At 68.5% G+C, this 19,275-nt stretch carries 20 protein-coding genes and 1 pseudogene; 12 read left to right on the plus strand and 9 right to left on the minus strand.

Annotation, left to right across the window (positions count from 1 at the left end; all coding sequences use genetic code 11):
- Position 1 precedes the first annotated feature (1 nt).
- Positions 2-532 carry an arsenate reductase ArsC gene (locus tag ASG62_RS09470; RefSeq protein WP_056688294.1) on the minus strand — a complete coding sequence of 177 codons (531 nt, stop codon included), beginning with the start codon at positions 530-532 and terminating at the stop codon, positions 2-4.
- The gene (locus ASG62_RS09475) at positions 529-876 is read right to left on the minus strand and encodes an ArsR/SmtB family transcription factor (RefSeq protein ID WP_056688297.1); all 348 of its coding nucleotides are present in this window, start codon (positions 874-876) and stop codon (positions 529-531) included. Before ASG62_RS09475 ends, ASG62_RS09470 begins: the two co-directional genes overlap by 4 nt.
- Before the next feature lie 89 nt (positions 877-965).
- Here ASG62_RS09475 and ASG62_RS09480 point away from each other — a divergent pair.
- From ASG62_RS09480 to ASG62_RS09490, 3 genes and pseudogenes are all read left to right on the plus strand, one after another.
- Positions 966-1,868, plus strand: a pseudogene (locus tag ASG62_RS09480) (YifB family Mg chelatase-like AAA ATPase); the annotation flags it as partial.
- The gene (locus ASG62_RS09485; RefSeq protein ID WP_056688300.1) at positions 1,865-2,782 is read left to right on the plus strand and encodes an alpha/beta fold hydrolase; all 918 of its coding nucleotides are present in this window, start codon (positions 1,865-1,867) and stop codon (positions 2,780-2,782) included. The pseudogene ASG62_RS09480 and the gene ASG62_RS09485, both read left to right, overlap by 4 nt.
- Positions 2,779-3,390, plus strand: a complete 612-nt coding sequence (locus ASG62_RS09490) for a class I SAM-dependent methyltransferase (RefSeq protein ID WP_056688303.1) — start codon at positions 2,779-2,781, stop codon at positions 3,388-3,390. Before ASG62_RS09485 ends, ASG62_RS09490 begins: the two co-directional genes overlap by 4 nt.
- A 109-nt stretch (positions 3,391-3,499) precedes the next feature.
- Here ASG62_RS09490 and ASG62_RS09495 read toward each other — a convergent pair whose 3' ends face one another.
- Complete coding sequence (locus tag ASG62_RS09495; protein WP_056688308.1) at positions 3,500-4,645, minus strand: PQQ-dependent sugar dehydrogenase; 1,146 nt, start codon at positions 4,643-4,645, stop codon at positions 3,500-3,502.
- Between the two features lie 203 nt (positions 4,646-4,848).
- Between ASG62_RS09495 and ASG62_RS09500 the strand changes: the two genes are divergently transcribed.
- Entirely contained in the window at positions 4,849-5,598 is a 750-nt protein-coding gene (locus tag ASG62_RS09500) for a sulfate transporter family protein (RefSeq protein ID WP_056688311.1), read from the plus strand.
- Here ASG62_RS09500 and nth read toward each other — a convergent pair.
- Entirely contained in the window at positions 5,595-6,491 is an 897-nt protein-coding gene (nth, locus tag ASG62_RS09505; RefSeq protein ID WP_082536883.1) for an endonuclease III, read from the minus strand. The genes ASG62_RS09500 and nth overlap by 4 nt on opposite strands.
- A gap of 77 nt (positions 6,492-6,568) precedes the next feature.
- On the opposite strand from nth, the gene ASG62_RS09510 reads away from it, so the two are divergent.
- From ASG62_RS09510 to ASG62_RS09540, 7 genes are all read left to right on the plus strand, one after another.
- The gene (locus ASG62_RS09510; protein ID WP_056689377.1) at positions 6,569-7,084 is read left to right on the plus strand and encodes a DUF2244 domain-containing protein; all 516 of its coding nucleotides are present in this window, start codon (positions 6,569-6,571) and stop codon (positions 7,082-7,084) included.
- 141 nt (positions 7,085-7,225) lie between these two features.
- Positions 7,226-8,101 carry a bifunctional helix-turn-helix domain-containing protein/methylated-DNA--[protein]-cysteine S-methyltransferase gene (locus ASG62_RS09515; protein ID WP_056689379.1) on the plus strand — a complete coding sequence of 292 codons (876 nt, stop codon included), beginning with the start codon at positions 7,226-7,228 and terminating at the stop codon, positions 8,099-8,101.
- Positions 8,102-8,114: 13 nt separating this feature from the next.
- Positions 8,115-8,819, plus strand: a complete 705-nt coding sequence (locus ASG62_RS09520; protein ID WP_244487431.1) for an endonuclease III domain-containing protein — start codon at positions 8,115-8,117, stop codon at positions 8,817-8,819.
- Between the two features lie 166 nt (positions 8,820-8,985).
- Complete coding sequence (locus tag ASG62_RS09525; RefSeq protein WP_056688314.1) at positions 8,986-9,456, plus strand: hypothetical protein; 471 nt, start codon at positions 8,986-8,988, stop codon at positions 9,454-9,456.
- 116 nt (positions 9,457-9,572) lie between these two features.
- Complete coding sequence (locus ASG62_RS09530) at positions 9,573-9,896, plus strand: hypothetical protein (protein ID WP_244487432.1); 324 nt, start codon at positions 9,573-9,575, stop codon at positions 9,894-9,896.
- A complete protein-coding gene (locus ASG62_RS27175; protein WP_320409369.1) occupies positions 9,860-10,477 on the plus strand; it encodes a hypothetical protein in 618 nt (205 codons plus the stop codon). Before ASG62_RS09530 ends, ASG62_RS27175 begins: the two co-directional genes overlap by 37 nt.
- Complete coding sequence (locus ASG62_RS09540; protein WP_156382041.1) at positions 10,464-11,009, plus strand: hypothetical protein; 546 nt, start codon at positions 10,464-10,466, stop codon at positions 11,007-11,009. Before ASG62_RS27175 ends, ASG62_RS09540 begins: the two co-directional genes overlap by 14 nt.
- A gap of 46 nt (positions 11,010-11,055) precedes the next feature.
- On the opposite strand, the gene ASG62_RS09545 is transcribed toward ASG62_RS09540, so the two are convergent.
- Both ASG62_RS09545 and ASG62_RS09550 read right to left on the minus strand, forming a co-directional pair.
- Entirely contained in the window at positions 11,056-11,295 is a 240-nt protein-coding gene (locus ASG62_RS09545; protein WP_056688325.1) for a response regulator transcription factor, read from the minus strand.
- Positions 11,296-11,313: 18 nt separating this feature from the next.
- Positions 11,314-11,508, minus strand: coding sequence for a hypothetical protein (locus ASG62_RS09550; protein ID WP_056688330.1), 195 nt, complete (start codon positions 11,506-11,508; stop codon positions 11,314-11,316).
- A 286-nt stretch (positions 11,509-11,794) separates the two neighbouring features.
- Here ASG62_RS09550 and ASG62_RS09555 point away from each other — a divergent pair, with 286 nt between their 5' ends.
- Positions 11,795-14,107 (plus strand): Tex family protein, encoded by a 2,313-nt coding sequence (locus ASG62_RS09555; RefSeq protein ID WP_056688334.1) that lies wholly within the window; start codon positions 11,795-11,797, stop codon positions 14,105-14,107.
- Between the two features lie 44 nt (positions 14,108-14,151).
- Here the strand turns inward: ASG62_RS09555 and poxB are convergent, their stop codons facing one another.
- From poxB to ASG62_RS09570, 3 genes are all read right to left on the minus strand, one after another.
- The gene (gene poxB / locus ASG62_RS09560) at positions 14,152-15,876 is read right to left on the minus strand and encodes a ubiquinone-dependent pyruvate dehydrogenase (protein WP_056688337.1); all 1,725 of its coding nucleotides are present in this window, start codon (positions 15,874-15,876) and stop codon (positions 14,152-14,154) included.
- A 179-nt stretch (positions 15,877-16,055) separates the two neighbouring features.
- Positions 16,056-16,973 (minus strand): cation diffusion facilitator family transporter, encoded by a 918-nt coding sequence (locus ASG62_RS09565; RefSeq protein ID WP_056688340.1) that lies wholly within the window; start codon positions 16,971-16,973, stop codon positions 16,056-16,058.
- Positions 16,974-16,978: 5 nt separating this feature from the next.
- Positions 16,979-19,168, minus strand: a complete 2,190-nt coding sequence (locus ASG62_RS09570) for an anthranilate synthase (RefSeq protein WP_056688343.1) — start codon at positions 19,166-19,168, stop codon at positions 16,979-16,981.
- Between the last annotated feature and the right edge of the window lie 107 nt (positions 19,169-19,275).

Below are 19,275 nucleotides of genomic sequence, written 5' to 3' on the forward strand. Positions count from 1 at the left end.
CTCAGGCGACGTCGGGACGCGGGAAGGACGCGCCTTCGAGCTGGCCGATCTCGCGCACCTTGGCCGTCAGGCTCGACCTCTCCAGGGAGACGAGCGGCAGCGCGGTAAAGGCGGAGACCCGGTTCTTCATGAAGCGGAACGCCTGGGTGAAGGCGGCGCGCTTCCAGATGTCGCCGCGCGTCTCGTGGCTCGGGTCCTCGATGCCCCAGTGCCCGGTGACAGGTTGGCCCGGCCAGACCGGGCACGACTCGCCCGCGGCCTGGTCGCAGACAGTGAAGACGAAGTCCATGACGGGAGCGCCGGGCACGGCGTACTCGTCCCACGACTTCGACCGCATGTCGTCGGTCGGGTAACCGAGTTCCTGAAGGACCTCCAGCGCCATCGGGTTGACCTCCCCCTTCGGCTGGCTTCCTGCGGAAAAGGCGTTGAACATCCCGCCGCCATCCTTACGCAGGATGCTCTCGGCGAGGATCGAGCGGGCGGAGTTGCCCGTGCAGAGGAAGAGGACGTTGAAGGGACGGGCGGCGCTCATGAGCAGGTCTCCGACGTGCAGGCGGGAAAGAGGTTGGCGAGGTCGCCGCAGATCTCGGTATTCCCCGAACAGCAGTCCTCGGTCAGGAAGGCGAGTAGCTGGCGCATGTCGTCGTAGCTCGCCGCATAGAGGATGCGGCGCCCGTCGCGCCATGACCGCAAGAGCTTCGAGCGCTCCAGGGTCGCGAGGTGGAAGCTCATCCGCGTCGGCGGGATGCAAAGGGCATCGGCGATCTCACCCGACGGCATGCCGTTCGGACCAGCGCGGACCAGCATCCGGAACGCCGCGAGTCGATCGGCATGGGCAAGGGCGGCGAGCGCGACAACGGCAGAATCATCGTTCATGCCTGCTACTATGCAAACATCCTTGTAGTATTCAAGTGCCGTCCGCTAGACCTGACAAAACTAAACGGAAGCGCAGTCTTTTTATGTATCACACAATGCTGATGGTCGGCCCGCCCGGCTCGGGCAAGTCCATGCTGGCGGCGCGCCTTCCCGGCATCATGCCAGCGCTGCAGGCGCGCGAGCTTCTGGAAGTCTCGATGATTGCCTCGATCGCGGGGGAGCTGGCCGGCGGCAAGCTCTCGGACCGCCGGCCCTTCCGCGCGCCGCATCACTCGGCCTCGATGGCGGCCATGGTCGGCGGGGGCCTGCGGGCGCGGCCGGGCGAGGTCTCGCTCGCCCATCGCGGCGTCCTCTTCCTCGACGAGTTCCCCGAATTCTCGCCGGCGGTCCTCGATTCGCTGCGCCAGCCGCTGGAGAACGGCGAGAGCGTCATCGCGCGGGCCAACCATCGCGTCACCTATCCCGCGCGCTTCCAGCTGGTCGCCGCCATGAATCCCTGCCGCTGCGGGATGGCGGGCGAGCCCGGCCACACCTGCGCGCGCGGGCCGCGCTGCGTCTCCGACTATCAGGCCCGCATTTCCGGCCCGCTGATGGACCGGATCGACCTGCGCGTGGACGTTCCGGCCGTCACCGCCTTCGACATGATCCGGCCGGCCGCGGCCGAAAGCTCGGCGGTCGTCAAGGCGCGGGTGGAGCGCGCCCGCGCCGTCCAGGCCGAGCGCTATAAGGGGCTCGGCGGCGACGCCGCCATTCTCAACGCCACCTGCCCCGCTTCGATCATCGAGACGGCGGCCGCGCCCGACGCGGCGGGTGCCCGGCTTCTCGGCGACGCGGCCGAGCAGATGAAGTTCTCGGCACGGGCCTATCACCGCATCCTCAAGGTCGCGCGCACCCTCGCCGATCTCGACGGCGACGACACGGTCCGCCGCATCCATCTCGCCGAGGCGATCTCCTACCGGATCGCGGGCGAACGGCTGAGGAGCGCGGCATGACGGCGAGCATCGGCGGCAGCCGCGCGAGGCGACGGACGGTCGAGGCCGGCGTTCTCAGCGTCGCCTACGAGGAGAGCGGCCCGGAGACGGGCGAACCCGTGATCCTGCTGCACGGTTTTCCCTACGACATGCACGCCTATGACGCGGTCGCGGCAAGGCTGTCGGCCGAGGGGCGGCTGTGCATCGTGCCCTCCCTGCGCGGCTATGGCGACACGCGGTTTCTGTCGGCAGAGACGCCGCGCTCCGGTGAGCAGGCCGCGCTCGGGGCCGATCTCCTGGCGCTGCTCGACGCGCTCGGCATCGAGAGCGCGCATCTCGGCGGCTACGATTGGGGCGGTCGGGCCGCCTGCATCGTCGCGGCCCTCTGGCCGGGCCGCGTCCGGGGCCTCGTCAGCTGCGGCATCGGCTACAACATCCAGAAGATCGCGGCGTCCGGCCAGCCCGCCGATCCGGCGACCGAGCACCGCCTCTGGTATCAGTATTATTTCCACTCCGAACGGGGGCGGGCGGGTCTTGCGGCGCATCGCGGGGATCTCTGCCGCCTGCTCTGGCAGCTCTGGTCTCCGAGCTGGGCCTTCGACGAGAAGATCTTCGCCGACAGTGCCGCCGCCTTCGACAATCCCGATTTCGTGGAGGTCGTCATCCACTCCTATCGCCATCGGTTCGGGCTCGTCGCCGGCGACCCGGATCTCCTCGCGATCGAGAGCCTTCTGTCCGCCCAGCCCGACATATCCGTGCCGACCATCGTCATGGAAGGCGCGATGGACGGGGTGGAGGGTCCGATCAAGGTCGTCGATCCGGCCAAGCGGCACTTCACCGGCCCCTATGAGCGCCGGATCGTCGAGGGCGTCGGCCACAACATGCCGCAGGAGGCGCCGCAGGCCTTTGCGGAGGCCATTCTCTCGCTGCCATGACGCGCTCGGCCGCCGTCCCGCCCGCCAGCGCCGGATATGACCGCATCGCGGACAGGTTCGACGCGGAGCGCGGCCCCAAGCGCTGGGAATGGCCCTTCTTCGAGACATTGGCGGAGGAACTCGGCGCCGGCGCCCGCATTCTCGATTGCGGCTGCGGCAGCGGGCATCTCGGGATCGCCCGGCTGATCGAGGCGGGACACGCGGTCAGCGGTCTCGACGGCTCGGCGGCGATGCTGTCCCTTTTCCGAAAGCGCTACCCGGACGTTCCGGTGGTTCTCGCCGACATGCGGAGCTTCGACCCGGCCTCCGCGCAGGACGCCGTCATCGCCTGGGACAGTCTTTTTCACCTCTCCCAGCCCGATCAGGCGGCGATGATCGAGCGTTTCGGCCGCTGGCTCGCTCCCGGCGGCCGGCTCCTCTTCACCTCGGGCCCGGACGACGGCTCCGTCACGGGCGAGATGTTCGGGGTCGCCTTCTCCTATTCGAGCTTCGACGAGGCCGGCTATCGCGACCACCTCGCGCAGGCCGGCTTCGTCTCCATCCAGTCGCAGTTCGACGAGCCCAAAGGGGCCGTTCACAAGGTCTGGACCGCCCGGAAGGGGCGGTGACACCGGCACCCTTCCAAGAGGCGTGCCGGCCACGTGGCGAAGACCATGGAAGCCCTCCGCCACCAGCCCGGTGGACGGCAATATCCTCGGGAAGACCGTCGGCTGACGCTCAGCCGGAGGTCGCCGCTCCCGCAGGCGCGATGCGGATGATCTCGCCGATGTCTTCGGCTAGGACATAAAGGGCGCCGTCCGGGCCTTGCTTCACGTCGCGGATGCGCTGGCCGAGATCGAAGCGTTCCTCGCCGGCGACCGCATTGCCCTTCATCTCGAGGCGGACGAGATTTTCGGTGGCGAGGCCGCCGTGGAAGGTCGAGCCTTTCCAGGAGGGAACGAGGTCGGCGTCGTAGAAGGCCATGCCGGAGGCGCCGATGACGGGCGTCCAGTGGTGAACGGGGTCGGTCACGCCCTCGGCGGTTTCCTTGCCCGTCCCGACCGGCGTGCCGTCGTAGTTCACGCCGTAGGAGACCTCGGCCCAGCCGTAGTTCGCGCCCTTCTCGATGCGGTTCACCTCGTCGCCGCCCTTCGGCCCGTGCTCGCTGAACCAGATCTCGCCGCTCGCCGGATCGCGCGCGCCGCCCTGGATGTTGCGGTGGCCGTAGGACCAGATCTCCGGCATGGCGCCCGCCTGGTTCACGAAGGGATTGTCGGAGGGCACGGAGCCGTCGAGGTTCAGGCGCACGACCTTGCCGAGGTGATTGTCGAGGTCTTTGGCGCGGTTGCGGATCGGCTGGTCCGAGCGCTCGCCGAGGCCGATGAAGATGTGGCCTTCGCCGTCGAAGACGATGCGCGAGCCGAAATGCTTGTTGCCGTCGTATTTCGGCATTTGGGTGAAGATCTTCGTGACGCCTTCGAGCGAGGTGCCGTCGACCGAGAGTTTCGCCGAGGCGGCGGCCGTCGAATTGCCGCCTTCGCCGGGCTCCGACCAGGTGAAGAAAAGACGCCGGTTCTCGGCGAAGCCCGGATCGAGCGCGACGTCGAGAAGGCCGCCCTGTCCGCCGGAAGCGACCTCGGGAACGCCCGCGATCGGCTCGCCCACCTCGCCCGAGGCGGAGACGAGGCGCATCGTCCCGCCCTTTTCGGTGACGATCACCGAGCCGTCCGGCAGGAACTCCATCGCCCAGGGCTTGTCGAGATCGTCGGCGAAGGTCTTGGCCTGCAGGGGACCGGACTTGGACTCCAGCGTCTCGTCATAGGCGAAGGCGCTGGTCGATACGGAAGCGAGGCCGAGGGCGACGGCGAGGATGGTCTTCGTCATGGGCGTCTCCTGTGATCGGCGCGCGCCGAAGCACCCGCCATTGAATGAAGCGTCGCCTCTGAGGTTTGGTCTCGGGTCCGCGATCGAAAGGGGAGCTGGCGGGATCGTGATCGGCGCTTCAACATGCAAGGTCCCCTGGAAGGAGCCATTGCCGGACGCCGTCCGCGGCTTATCTGCGATGCAGCATTTCGGAGACCGAACCCATGATCTTCGCCGCCGCCGGCCTTGCCTTCCGCGACATCTTCTCGGCCCCGTTCCGGGCTGCTCTCTGGAAATCGCTGGGCCTGTCGCTCGTCGTGCTCATCGTCCTGTGGTTCGCGGTGACGGCGCTCTTCGAGAACGTCGTCGTCCCCTATCTCGGCGAATGGGCGCCGGACATGCCGAGCTGGGCGGACGGCACGGCCGGGTTCGCGGCGGGTCTGGCGCTCGCGGTGCTCCTCGCCTTCCTGATCGCGCCGATCTCGGCCATCATCGCCGGGCTTTTCCTCGACGACGTCGCGGAAGTGGTGGAGCGCGACAGCTATCCGGGCACGCCGCCCGGCCGCCCGCTGCCCTTCGTCACCGGGCTCGTCATGTCGGTGAAGTTCCTCGGCATCGTGATCCTCGGCAATCTGCTCGCCTTCACGCTGCTCATCCTGCCCGGAATCAACGTCGTCGCCTTCCTGCTCGTCAACGGCTACCTCCTGGGTCGGGAGTACTTCGACTTCGCGGCCCTTCGCTACCGGACGGAGCCGGACGCCAAGGCATTCCGGGGCCGCCATTCGGTCATGGTGTTCTTCGCCGGCATCGTCATCGCCGGCTTCCTGGCCGTGCCGATCCTGAACCTTCTGACGCCGCTCTTCGCGGCGGCGCTGATGGTGCATCTCCATCAACGCGTCTCGGCCGCCGATGGCGGCCTGCCGCTTCAACCCGTTGCGCCCCCAACGACCCTGCCACCGGCAGCAGGCGTTTAACCCGCGACGCGGACCTCCGGCGCGCCTTGGAGGCCGGAGGGCATGAGCGGCAGGGGGATCAGGGGAGCGGGAACCGCGTTCCACCGCTCGTCGGCCTTGCAGAGATCGGCGATGACGCAGATCCCGCAATCGGGCTTGCGCGCCTTGCAGACGTAGCGGCCGTGAAGCAGAATCCAGTGGTGGGCGTTGCGCAGGTAGGCTGGCGGAATGATGGCGAGGAAGGCCCGCTCCACCGCCTCCGGCGTCTGGCCGGGCGCGATCTTCAGCCGGTTGCCGATGCGGAAAATGTGCGTGTCGACCGCCAGCGTCTCCTCGCCGAAGGCCGCGTTCAGCACGACATTCGCGGTCTTGCGGCCGACGCCGGGCAGCGCCTCCAGCGCCTCGCGCGACGACGGCACCTCGCCGCCATGCTCTTCGACGATGGTCCTGGCGAGGGCGGCGACGTGCTTGGCCTTGTTGCGATAGAGGCCGAGCGAGCGGATGGCGTCCTCGATGCGTTCCACGCCGAGCTCCGCCATAGCCTGGGGCGTCGAGGCCTGCGCAAAGAGGATGCGCGTCGCGCGGTTCACCCCGGTATCCGTCGCCTGAGCGGAGAGGACGACGGCGACGAGAAGCGTGAAGGCGTCGCCATGCTCGAGTTCGGGCTTGGGGTCCGGCCGCTGCACGGCGAGGCGGCGGAATATCTCCGCGATCTCGTCGGCCGTGTAGGGCAGCTTCGGCGCGATCTTCGCGGCGCGCGACGCGACCGCCTTCGCGACGGTGGCGGCCTTCGTCGTCCCCGTCTTTACAGCGCTAAGTTTTCCCGCCTTCGGCTCGGCGGCGGCCTTGCGGCCCGGCCCTGCGCTTCGCTTTGCCGCGGCCGGGCCCTTCGCCGTCTCAGCCTTTTCTGCCATCTTATCGTCCTCGACGCCTGGAATCTCTCGATCCCTGGCGACACAGGTCTCCGCGGATCGGCATGGAGGGCGAGCATATGGATCAGCAGGTCCGGCTTCAAACGGCGGGGGCCCCGGAACAGGGCGCGGAGACGCCGATCTTCCGCGCGCTCCTCGTGCCCTACCGCTCGCTCGGCAAGCGCGGCTTCCAGGTGCTGATGCTTTTTCTCGGCGTGGTCAGTCTGGCGACGGGCCTCGGCTTCGTGGCGAAAGGCGCCTGGCCGGTCTTCGGCTTCTTCGGTCTCGACGTCGCGCTCGTCTACATCGCCTTTCGCGCCAGCTACCGCTCGGCGCGGGCGCGCGAGGAGGTGGAGATCTCGCGCCTCGATCTCTCCATCCGCAAGATCGCGCCGGACGGAGCGGTGCGCGAGGTGCATTACAATCCATTCTGGGCGCGCTTCCAGGTGCAGCGGCACGAGGAGATCGGGATCACGCGCATGGCGGTGGCCGGCGAGGGCCGCGCGACGGAGATCGGCACGTTCCTCAATCCCGACGATCGCGAGAGCTTCGCACTCGCCTTCAACCGCGCGCTTTTGACGGCGAAGGGCCGCTGATCCGCAGCGGCGCGGAAAACCGGGTGGCGGCGGTCGAGGAGACCGTGCTCTCCTCGTCCCCGAAGGAGATCCACGATGCTCGACGAAGCCTCCACCGCCCATGCCTCCGCCACGACCGCAGCCGTCCCGGAGGCACGATCCATGAACCTCGTTCCTCTCGCGCCGCTGGCGCCCTCCTCGGACTACGAGACCGTGCGCCGGGCGATCGAGTTTATCTCCATGGAGTACCAGCGCCAGCCCTCGCTCGGCGAGGTCGCCGACGCCGCGGGCCTGCCGCCGGCCGAGCTGGACTCGCTGTTTCGTCGCTGGGCGGGCCTGACGCCGAAGGCCTTTCTCCAGGCGGTCACGCTCGACCGGGCGCGCACGCTTCTGGCGGAAGGCGCCTCGCTGCTCGATGCGAGCCTCGATGTCGGCCTGTCCGGCCCCTCGCGGCTGCACGATCTCTTCGTCAAGCACGAGGCGATGTCGCCCGGCCTCTACAAGGCCAAGGGCGAGGGCATCGATCTCGCCTACGGCTTCACCCCCTCGCCCTTCGGCCGGGCGATCATCGTGGCGACCGAACGCGGGCTCGCCGGCGTCGGCTTTTCCGACGGCACGGAGGCGGGCGACCGGGCGGCGCTCGACGACATGATCCGCCGCTGGCCGAAGGCGCGCTTCCGGCGGGACGAGGCAATGGTCGCGCCCTATGCCGCGCGGGCCTTCGATCCCGCGCAATGGGCGGCGGACCGGCCCCTGCGCGTGGTCTTCATCGGCTCGGATTTCGAGATCCGCGTCTGGCAGACGCTGCTGCGCATTCCGGTCGGCTGCGCGGCGACCTATTCGCAGGTCGCCGAGACGATCGGCGTGCCGAAGGCGGCGCGGGCGGTCGGCGCCGCCGTCGGGCGCAATCCGATCTCCTTCGTCGTGCCCTGCCATCGCGTGCTCGGAAAGTCCGGCGCCCTCACCGGCTATCACTGGGGCCTGTCGCGCAAGCGCGCCATGCTCGGCTGGGAGGCAGGCGTGCTCGCGCGGTCATGAGACGAGGCGACCTTTGAGCAAAGCGCGCGGCCGGCTGACGGCGGACGAGGCGGCGGAGGTGTTCCGGCGCCTGTCGCGGCACATGCCCGGACGCACGGCGACCGCCAAGGGGCCGAAGGACCAGCCGGACGCCTTCCGCTCCGTCGTCTCCTGCATGCTTTCGGCGCAGAGCCGGGATGCGAACACGGCGCTGGCGACCACGCGCCTCTTCGCCCTCGCCGAGACGCCCGACGACATGCTGGCCCTGCCGGAGGCGGAGATCGCGGCGGCGATCAAGCCGTGCGGGCTCTACAACATGAAGGCCCGCAACATCCGCCGCCTCTGCGAGACGCTGATCGCGGAGCACGCGCGGATCGTGCCGCAGACGCGCGAGGAGCTGATGTCGCTGCCGGGCGTCGGGCGCAAGTGCGCCGACATCGTCATGAGCTTCACCTTCGACGCCGACGTGATCGCCGTCGACACCCATGTCTTCCGCGTTTCCAACCGCACCGGGCTGACGGAGGCGAAGACCGCGGACGAGACCGCGCGCCAGCTGGAGGCGGAGGCCCCCGACTTCGCGCGCCGCGACGGGCATTTCTGGCTGATCCAGTTCGGCAAGGCCATCTGCGTCGCCCGCCGCCCGCATTGCGAGCAATGCTTCCTCACCGACCTCTGCCGCTGGTTCGCGCAGGAACGGGACGCAGGCGATGGCGGAGCACCGGCGAAGGGCGGAGCGTAACCCACGCGAATCGGCCCTCCCGGCCGATATGTCTATCGGCTTACGATCGGCAAGGCCTGATTTCTTCCACACCCATTCGAATGCGGCCAAGTGTCTGATTTCACAAGGTTCGTTCCATCTTGATGGGTGAATCTTTCCTGGCAAAACACAACCAGGACCCCCCGGAATGAACACGAGACTCTTCGGCGCCCTTGCGGCGTCCACGATGCTTTGCGGCGTGGCGCAGGCCGCGATAGGGAGCGTCACCTTCACCGGCAGCGTCACCTCCGTCTGCTCTTTGAGCGTTCAGAACGGCGCGGGGACGCTGGCGCCCTCCTCCAATCTCAGCAACCTCAGCTCGAAGAACAGCGGCGGCGTCGCCGGCATCGTGAACCTCAACACGACCGGCAACGTCACCTTGACCGTCGATCCCGCGACCTCGCCCATCCAGCCGCCGACGGACGTGGCGACCACGCTCTGGGCGCCGTCCTACAGCCTTGCCGGCGTCCAGACCGTCGCGGACACCAATGGTCTCACCAGCATCGCCAATCCCGGCACGGGAGCCATCACCGTGAACCTGACCGCGACGAAGGCGGGCGGCACCGCCTTCCACACGGGCACCTACGGCGCGACGGTCACCGTGCGCTGCGAGCCCTGACGATGGGCGTTCGTCGCGTCCTTCCTCTCGTGCGGCCTCCGTTCGGGCCTCGTCTGGGGGCGACCCTCGGCCTCCTTCTGGCCGCCGCCATCGCAGGCGATGCGAGGGCGCAGTCCATGACGCCCATGCGCGGCGAGGTCCGCAGCGTTTCCGACAGCTTCGCCGTCCGGGTCTTTCCGAGCAATCCCTATTCCGAGCGGATCAAGATCGAGGTCCGCGTCTACGACCAGGACTTCTACGAGGTTCCGGCGGAGATCAGCCCGCAGAGCTTCTCGCTGGCGGGAGGCGCATCCCGCCGTGTGACGGTCATGGTGCCCTTCGACGGTCGAACCGACCGGAAGGTGCGAATCTGCACCGAGAGCATCCCCTTTCCCAACCAGCAGACGAACATCAGGACCCAGATATGCGGCAAATTTCTTGGAAGGAAGCTGGCCTTCTAACGGGCCTGCTCGTCGTCTCGCTTTCGGCCCCCGCGCGCGCGGACGACCTCGTCTATCTCGACCGCAGCGACCGCGGCTTCAACCTGCCGGGCGTGACGCTGCCCCAGGGCCAGGACGAGGTCCATGCGGCGGACGGAACGACCTGCCGGTCGGCCGTCGGCGGCTCCGGCACCTATCTCGACGTCGGCGCGATCAAGGACAGTCTCGGCCAGCGGGGCAGCGACGACGTCGCCACCTATGCCCGCGTGGTCATCCCGCTGGGCGCCCGCTCCTCGCGGCTCGACTGCGCCAAGCTCTATGCGCTGGAAGTGGAGCGCCTGCAGCTGGAGCTGAAGCTTCTGAAGATGGGCCTTTCGGCGGAAACCGGCGGCGGGGCCGGCGCATCCTCGCCGCCGAGCGCAGCCGGCCGCTGGGCGGCCGACGGATGGTCGAGCGAGGGCATCGCGTCGCCCGGTGCGCAAAGCCGGCCCCAGCCGGAGGCCACAGCCAGGCCGACGGCTCCCAAGGCGCCCGGAGCCGCACGGCAGGTCGCCGCGCGCGAGGCTCCCGTGCCGGAGGAGGCTCCGCTTGGGCTCTACTGATCGCGCCCGACGGGCGGCGCCCGGACAGGCACCGGGAGCGCTCGGGGCGGCAGGCCTCCGGCGGGCAGCCTTGGTCCTGGCGCTTCTGGCCGCGGCCCATCCGCAGGGCGCGCTCGCGGCGACGACGGGCAGTTGCACGATCAACGTGACGGCAGGCGGCGTCCTGAAGCCGAACGCGACGCTGACGACACTCAGCACGAAGAATCCGGGCGGGTCGGCGGGCCGGGCCTCCATCACGGCGGCGGCGGGCGGCATGCTTCCGAGCGCGCTCTGCCTGATCGGCTTGCCGCTCAACTGCATGCAGGTGTCGATCAGCACCCCTTCGAGCTTCAGCTCCGCGCCCGCCGGCAACACCAATGTCACGCTGGTCGGCACGTTCAGCCAAGTGGGAAGCTCCAGCTTCCTGAACCTTCTCTCGCTGGTGATCCTGAACGGCACCTACAGTTTCGACTTCGACCTGACGGCGACGAAACTATCGGGCAGTTTCGGCGCAGGCACCTATCAGGCCACGCAGACCATCCGCTGCGAATAGGCGCGGGAGACGCCGTCCCGTCTCCGTGAAGCGGCTCCCCTCTCCGTCAGACCTCGTCGTCCTTGAAGACGATCAGACCTTCGCGGATCGCGACCGCGACGGCATGCGTGCGGCTCTGCGTTCCGAGCTTGCGGTAGACCGATTTCAGATAGGACGCGACCGTTGCCGGGCTGAGATCCAGCACCCGGGCGATTTCCTTATTGGTCTTTCCCGCCATCAGAAGTTCGAGGCAAGCCAGTTCCTGCGATGAGAGGCTGCGCCGCGTCCCGTCCCGTTCTCCGCCCATTCACCCTTCCCAAGGCATTCACGTCAAACGTGTTTCCCTCAGAAGACTTAGAATGTCCGTCAAGGCTTCAATGGCAGACTGATCATTTAGTTCGGTAGCATGACGGATTGCAGCCTCCGCCTCGGCGATCGCGTTCTCGCCGTGCTGCTCGATCAGGTAGCGGGCTGCCTGTTCCGTGCGGTCCCGGTCGTCTTGCGTGTGAAGAGGGCTCATATCGTTCTTCTGGACACTCGCGCCGGCGGCACGTTCGAGACATCCGCGGCATCTACCGACAACCCATTGAGCATTTAACGTTTCGCCCCGATGGATCAAGAGCAACGCGCCGGCTTCTTGGCGAGAACGCGGCGGATCGTCTCGCGTCGATGATCGGACGCGGCACGGCTTTCGCCCGCGATGCCGCAGATCGCGCCCGAAAATCCGCGCGCGGAGCCAAGCGCGCCACTTTTCTCCCGAATATGCGAAGGAGAGACGACAGATCCGAATCGACGAGGACAGATTCATGAGCACCCCGCGCCCGACGATCGAGACGACGATCGCCCGCGAAATCGGCGCGCGCGCCGAGCAGGTCTCGGCCGCCGTCGCGCTGCTCGACGGGGGCGCGACCGTTCCCTTCGTCGCGCGCTACCGCAAGGAGGCCACCGGCGGGCTCGACGATGTGCAGTTGCGCGCGCTGGAGACGCGGCTCGTCTATCTGCGCGAGCTGGAGGCGCGGCGCGAGGCGATCCTGAAATCGGTGCGCGAACAGGGCAAGCTGACTGACCAGCTGGCGAACGCCTTCCTGAGCGCGGCGACGCGGGTGGAGCTGGAGGACGCCTATCTGCCCTATCGGCCGAAGCGCCGGAATCGGGCGGACGCGGCCCGCGAGCGCGGCCTCGGCCCCCTGGCCGAGCGCATCCTCTCCGACCGGACGGTCGATCCGGCCGCGCTCGCCAAGGATTTCGTCACGCCGGACGTGCCGGACGCGAAGGCCGCGCTCGAGGGCGCGCGCGACATCGTCGCCGAGACCATGGCCGACAACCCCGCGCTGGTCGGCGAGATCAGGCGGCACCTCGTCGCCAAGGCGCAGCTTCGCGCGCGCGTCGTCGCCGGAAAGGAGACGGAGGGCGCGAAGTTCTCCGACTATTTCGACCACACGGAATCCTTCGCGAAGGCGCCGAGCCACCGGGTCCTGGCGCTTCTGCGGGCCCAGAACGAGGGCGTCGTCTCCGTCGAGATCGAGGTGGATGCCGAGGACACGTCCGCCGTGAAGCCGGTGGAGGCCATGGTCGCGCGCCATTCGCGCGTGCGCACGGCCGGCGGCTCGGCGGCCGACGAGTGGCTCGTCGGCGTCGCGCGCTGGGCCTGGCGCCAGAAGATCCGGCCTCACATCACTTCCGAGATGATGGGGACGCTGAAGGAGGGCGCGGACACGGAGGCGATCCGCGTCTTCTCGCGCAACCTGAAGGACCTGCTCCTGGCCGCGCCCGCCGGCGCCAAGGCGACGATGGGCCTCGATCCCGGCATCCGCACGGGCGTGAAGGTCGCCGTCATCGACGCGACCGGGCGCCATGTCGACAGCGCCACGGTCTATCCCTTCCAGCCGCGCAACGACGTGAAGGGCGCCTCCGCGACGCTGGCCGGCCTGATGGCGAAGCACGGCATCGAGCTTGTCGCCATCGGCAACGGCACGGCGAGCCGCGAGACCGAGCAGCTGGCGGCCGAGGTCATCGCCGCCCTGCCCGGCAAGAAGCCCGTGAAGGCGATCGTCAGCGAGGCCGGGGCCTCCGTCTACTCGGCCTCCGAGATCGCCTCGCGCGAGATGCCGGATGTCGACGTGTCGATTCGCGGCGCGGTGTCGATCGCGCGGCGGCTTCAGGACCCTCTCTCGGAGCTGATCAAGGTCGATCCCAAGGCGATCGGCGTCGGCCAGTATCAGCACGACGTCGACCAGGGCCAGCTCTCGCGGGCGCTCGACGCGGTGGTGGAGGATGCGGTGAACGCGGTCGGCGTCGATCTCAACACCGCCTCCTCCGCGCTCCTCTCGCGCGTCGCGGGTCTCGGACCGTCGCTCGCCGGCGCCATCGTCGCGCATCGCGACGCGCAAGGCCCGTTCAAGACGCGGCGCAAGCTGCTCGACGTTCCGCGGCTCGGGCCGAAAGCCTTCGAGCAATGCGCCGGCTTCCTGCGCATCACCGGCGGGACGGAGCCGCTCGACGCCTCCGCCGTCCACCCGGAAGCCTATCCGGTCGCGCGCAAGATCGTCGCCGCGCTCGGCAAGGATGTGGCGAGTGTCATGCGCGAGCCGTCCGCGCTGAGAACCGTCTCGCCCGAGCGCTTCGTCGGCGACGGGTTCGGCTTGCCCACCGTCGTCGACATCATCGCCGAGCTGGAGAAGCCCGGCCGCGACCCGCGCCCGGCCTTCCGCACCGCGGCCTTCGCGGAGGGCGTGAACGCGATCTCGGACCTTCGACCGGGCATGCAGCTGGAGGGCACGGTGACGAACGTCGCGGCCTTCGGCGCCTTCGTCGATATCGGCGTCCATCAGGACGGGCTCGTCCACGTCTCGCAGCTCTCGGACACGTTCGTGAAGGACCCGAACGAGAAGGTGCGCGTCGGTCAGGTCGTCAGCGTGCGCGTCGTGGAGGTGGACATTCCCCGCAAGCGGATCTCGCTCTCCATGAAGTCGCGCACCGAGCCCGGCGAGACCCGCTCCGCGCCGCCGCGCGACAGGCCGGATGCACGCCGTCCTGCGCCCGCCTCGCCCAAGCCGGCGCCTGCCGCATCGACCGGCAGCTTCGGCGCAGCCCTCGCCGATGCGTTCAAGCGGAAATAGGCGGGGGAGCGCCGGCAGTCGGTCGGCGTCCCGCCATCGCTCCGTCAGCGGAAGAGATTGGTCGCGGCGAGTTCCACCACCTCGTCGCCGCGCCCGCTCATGATGGCGCGCAGCATGTAGAGGCTGAAGCCCTTGGCCTGCTCGGCCTTGATCTTGGGCGGCAACGACAGCTCCTGCCGCGCCGTCTTGACCGAGACGAGAGCAGGCCCGTCATGGGCGAAGGCCTCCCGCAGTGCCGGCTCCAGCTCCTCCGAGGAGGTGACGGAGATGCCCTTGAAGCCGGCCGATGTCGCGATGGCGGCGAAATCGGGATTGGTCAGCGCCACGTTCGTGTCGAGATAGCCGGCAGCCTTCATCTCCATTTCCACGAAGCCGAGCGAGCCGTTGTCGAAGACGACGATCTTCACCGGCAGCTTCATCTGAACCGCCGTCAGCATGTCGCCCATCAGCATGGTGAACCCGCCGTCGCCCGAGAGCGAGACCACCTGCCGGTCCGGGAAGGCGGCCTTGGCGCCGAGCGCCTGCGGCATCGCGTTGGCCATGGAGCCATGGTTGAACGACCCGATCAGGCGGCGCTTGCCGTTCATGGTCAGATAGCGCGCGGCCCAGACGGAGGGCGTGCCGACATCGGCGGTGAAGATCGCGTCCTCGTCGGCCAGCCGGTCGATCGTCTTCGCCACGAATTGCGGATGGAGCGGCTGGCCTTCGCCGCGGGCGGTGGCGAGATCGTCGAGGCTCTTGCGCGCCTGCGCATAGTGGCGGCGGGCCGTGTCGAGGAAGCGCGTGTCGCGGCCGGGCCCGATCTTGGGCAGGAGCGCGGCCGCCGTTTCCTTCACGCCGCCGAGGACGGCGAGGTCCAGCTGCGTCCGGCGGCCGAGGGCGGAGGGGTCGATGTCGACCTGCACGATCCGCGCCTTCTCGGGATAGAAGTTGCGATAGGGGAAGTCGGTGCCGAGCATCAGGAGCGTGTCGCACTCCATCATGGCGTGATAGCCGGAGGAAAAGCCGATGAGGCCGGTCATGCCGACATCGTAGGGATTGTCCCACTCCACCCATTCCTTGCCGCGATAGGCATGGACGATCGGCGCGCCGAGCGCGCCGGCCAGCTTCACCACCTCGTCATGCGCGCCCGCGCAGCCGGCGCCACAGAGCAGCGTCACGGCCTCCGACGCGTTGAGGATCGCCGCGAGCCGACCGATCTCGGTCTCGTCGGGGACGATGCGCGGAGCGACGAGACGCGGCCAGTCGGTCCGGGCGCCGGCGGGCGCCGGCTTCAACGCGACGTCGCCGGGAATGACAAGCACGGCGACACCGCGTCGGCCGATTGCCGTGCGCATGGCACGATGGAGGATTTCGGGCATCTGCCGAGGATCGGAAACCATCTCGCAGAAGTCGGAGCACTCGCGGAACAGCTCGGTCGGATGCGTTTCCTGGAAATAGGAGAGGCCGATCTCTGATGACGGAATGTGCGCGGCGATGGCGAGAACCGGCACATGGTTGCGCTGGCAATCGAAGAGGCCGTTGATGAGGTGGAGATTTCCGGGTCCGCAGGACCCCGCGCAGACTGCGAGCTCGCCGGTGACGGCGGCCTCGGCACCGGCGGCGAAGGCGGCGACCTCCTCATGGCGGACATGCATCCATTCGATCGAGCCAATCCGGCGCAGGCTGTCGTTCATCGCATTCAGGCTGTCGCCCGTGACGCCCCAGATGCGCTTCACGCCGGCAGAGCCCAGCGTTTCCACGAGAAGATCGGCGATGGATTGCGTCATGGCGGCGGGTTCCCGAACCTGAAGCGCCAGTCCGGCAGGAAAGGCGCAAACGGCTCGCGAGGGCGACAACGCCCGCGAGCGCAAGCTCAACGCGGACCCCTGCCCGACCGTTCGCCCTCGAGCCCCGACAAACCGGCGACGCAGCCATGCCGAAACCGGGTGGCTTTCCTCGCGGGTCCTCAGACGATCGGCACGCCCGTCTGTTTGATCTCGCTGTCCGGCTCGACATGGATCTGCACGGTGGCGTTCTCGATCTCGGCCTTCAGCGCGTCCTCGATGCGGTCGCAGATGTCGTGGGCGGCGCCGACCGTCATGAGTTCGGGCACGACCATGTGGAACTCGATGAAGGTCGCGCGTCCCGCGATGCGCGTCTTGACGTCGTGGACTTCCAGCGCGCCGCTCGCGTTCTGCGAGATCAGGGCCCGCGCGCGCTCCTCGGCGGCGGGGTCCATCGCCTGATCCATGAGGCCGGAAAGCGAGGCGGTGACGACGTGCCAGCCTTCGCGCAGGATGTTGACGGCGACGAGCGCGGCCATGATCGGGTCGAGCAGCGTCCAGCCGGTGACGCTGGCGAGCGCGAGGCCGGCGAGCACGCCGACGGAGGTGACGACGTCGGCCATGATGTGGCGCCCGTCGGCGCTCAGCGCGGGCGAACGGCGCTCGCGGCCCTGGCGGATCAGGAACTGCGCCCAGAGGAGGTTGATGACGGTCGCCACGCCGTTGATCGCGATGCCGAGCATCGGAGCATCGAGGGCGCGCGGCTCCAGATAGGCGAACCAGGCCTCGCGCAGGATGAGGAGCGCGGCGACGATGATCAGCGCGCCCTCGACCACGGCGGAGAAGTACTCCGCCTTGGTGTGGCCGAACGGGTGGTCGTCGTCGGCGGGGGTGAAGGAGACCGTCACCGCCCAGAGCGCGACGAGGCCGGCGACCACGTTGACGATCGATTCCAGCGCGTCCGAATAGAGCGCGACGGAGCCCGTGACCCACCAGGCGGCAGACTTGATGGCGAGCACGACGAGGCCGACGCCCACCGATGCCATGGCGATGCGCGTGACCAGCGCCGCGTCGGGGTGGCGGGCGTCCGTCCTCTTCATGGCGCTCAGGCCGCCTTGACGCGGGCGCGGCGCGGCAGATGGGCGACGATGTTCTCGATCATGCGCATGCCGGCGCCGCCTCCCAGGCTCATGATGCTTTCGGGGTGGAACTGCACGGCCGCGACCGGCTCCGTCTTGTGCTCGAAGGCCATGACGACGCCGTCCTCGGTCTCCGCCGTCACCTCGAAATCGCGCGACAGGCGCACCGGATCGGCGAAGATCGAGTGATAGCGCCCGACCGTCACCTCGCTCGGCAGGCCGGAGAAGATGATGCCCGGCTTCGACACGCGGATGCGCGAGGGCTTGCCGTGCACCGGCACATGCAGCGTGCGCAGCGTTCCGCCATAGGCTTCCGCCAGCGCCTGGAGGCCGAGGCAGACGCCGAAAATCGGGATGGCGCGGGCCCTGGCGGAGGCGATCGTGCCCTTGCAGTCGAAATCGGTCGGATTGCCCGGTCCCGGCGACAGGACGACGAGATCGGGCGCGACGCGATCGAAGATCTCCTGCGGCACGGGCGTGCGCACCGTCGTCACCGCCGCGCCGGTCTGGCGGAAGTAGTTGGCGAGCGTGTGGACGAAACTGTCCTCGTGATCGACGAGAAGGATCTTCAAGCCCTCGCCGACGCGCGCGCCGGCCCGCTCCCCGGCCACCGTGTTGGAAGCGCCGGCCTCGCGGATCGCCGAGATCAGGGCGGAGGCCTTCAGCTCGGTCTCGGCCTCCTCCTCCTCGGGGTTGGAATCGTAGAGGAGCGTCGCGCCGGCGCGCACCTCAGCGATGCCGTCCTTGAGGCGAATCGTGCGCAGCGTCAGGCCCGTGTTCATGTCGCCGTTGAAGTGGATCATGCCGACCGCCCCGCCATACCAGGCGCGCGGGCTCTTCTCGTGTCTCTCGATGAAGCGCATGGCCCAGAGCTTCGGCGCCCCGGTCACGGTCACGGCCCAGGCATGCGACAGGAAGGCGTCGAACGCGTCCATGCCCTCGCGCAGACGGCCCTCGATATGATCGACCGTGTGGATGAGGCGCGAATACATCTCGATCTGGCGCCGACCGATGACGCGCACCGAGCCCGGCTCGCAGACGCGGCTCTTGTCGTTGCGATCGACATCCGAGCACATGGTCAGCTCGGACTCGTCCTTCTTTGAGTTCAGAAGTTTCAGGATCTGCTCGGAATCGGAAATGGCGTCGTCGCCGCGCTTGATGGTGCCGGAGATCGGGCAGGTCTCGACGCGCCGTCCGTTGACGCGCACGAACATTTCCGGCGAGGCGCCGATCAGGAACTCGTTCTGTCCCAGATTGATGAAGAAGGAATAGGGCGAGGGGTTGAGGCTCTTCAGCTTGCGCGAGACGGCCGAAGGCGGGTTCTCGCAGCGCTCGAAGAAGGTCTGGCCGGGCACGACCTCGAAGAGGTCGCCGCGCATGAACTTCTCCTTGGCGGCCTTCACGAGCTTGGCGTACTCGCCGGGCTTGTGGTCGCCGCGCGGCGGAATGCGGTCCGAGGCCGAGAAGGGCGCCTCCGGCCCGCCGCCTTCGAGACCTTCCGTGGTGAGACCGCCCTTCTCGAACTCGTAGCGGTCGAGATAGGCCTTGGCCGAATAGTGATCCACCATCAGGATCTCGTCGGGGAGGTAAAGCACGATGTCGCGCTGGTCCGCGCCGCGCGTCAGGGTCTCCTCCACCCGGTCGAACTGGAAGGCCAGATCGTAGCCGAAGGCGCCGTAGAGGCCGAGATCGCTGTCCTCGTCCGACTTGAACAGGGAGACCACCGTGCGCAGGACCGAGAAGACGGTCGGCATGCGCGAGCGCTCCTCCTCGGTGAAGGCGCGGTCGGGCAGCTTCACCTCGATATCGATGCGCGCCTCGGCCACGGTCTTCGAGGCGATGTCCTCGTGGCCCTCCAGCGCCGCGGCGACGAAGCCGAGCAGCACGCGCCCGCGCGGGTTCAGCGCCTCGATCGCCATGGAGCGGCCGACCGAGGTGATCATCAGCGGGGGGTCGACGATCGCCGTGTCCCAGCGCGTGTAGCGGCCGGGATATTCGTAGTTGGACGAGAAGACCGCGCCGCGGCGCGTGTCCAGCCTGTCGACGAAGGGCTCGATCGCGCCGGCATAGGGCACGCTCTCGCGCCTGCGCGTGATCGTGACGCCGCCTTCGGTCACGTAAAGATCGGCCCCGCCGGGGGCAGTCGCATGGGTCATCGCCTGTCTCTCCTCAGCCCCTGCCCGGCCGGTCGCGCCCAATAAAAAAGGCCGCCGGATGAACCCAGGGCGACCTCTCTTCGAACACGTGCAAATACGCTCAAAGG

Origin of the sequence: Aureimonas sp. Leaf427 (assembly GCF_001425485.1) — a bacterium.
GTDB lineage: Bacteria > Pseudomonadota > Alphaproteobacteria > Rhizobiales > Rhizobiaceae > Plantimonas.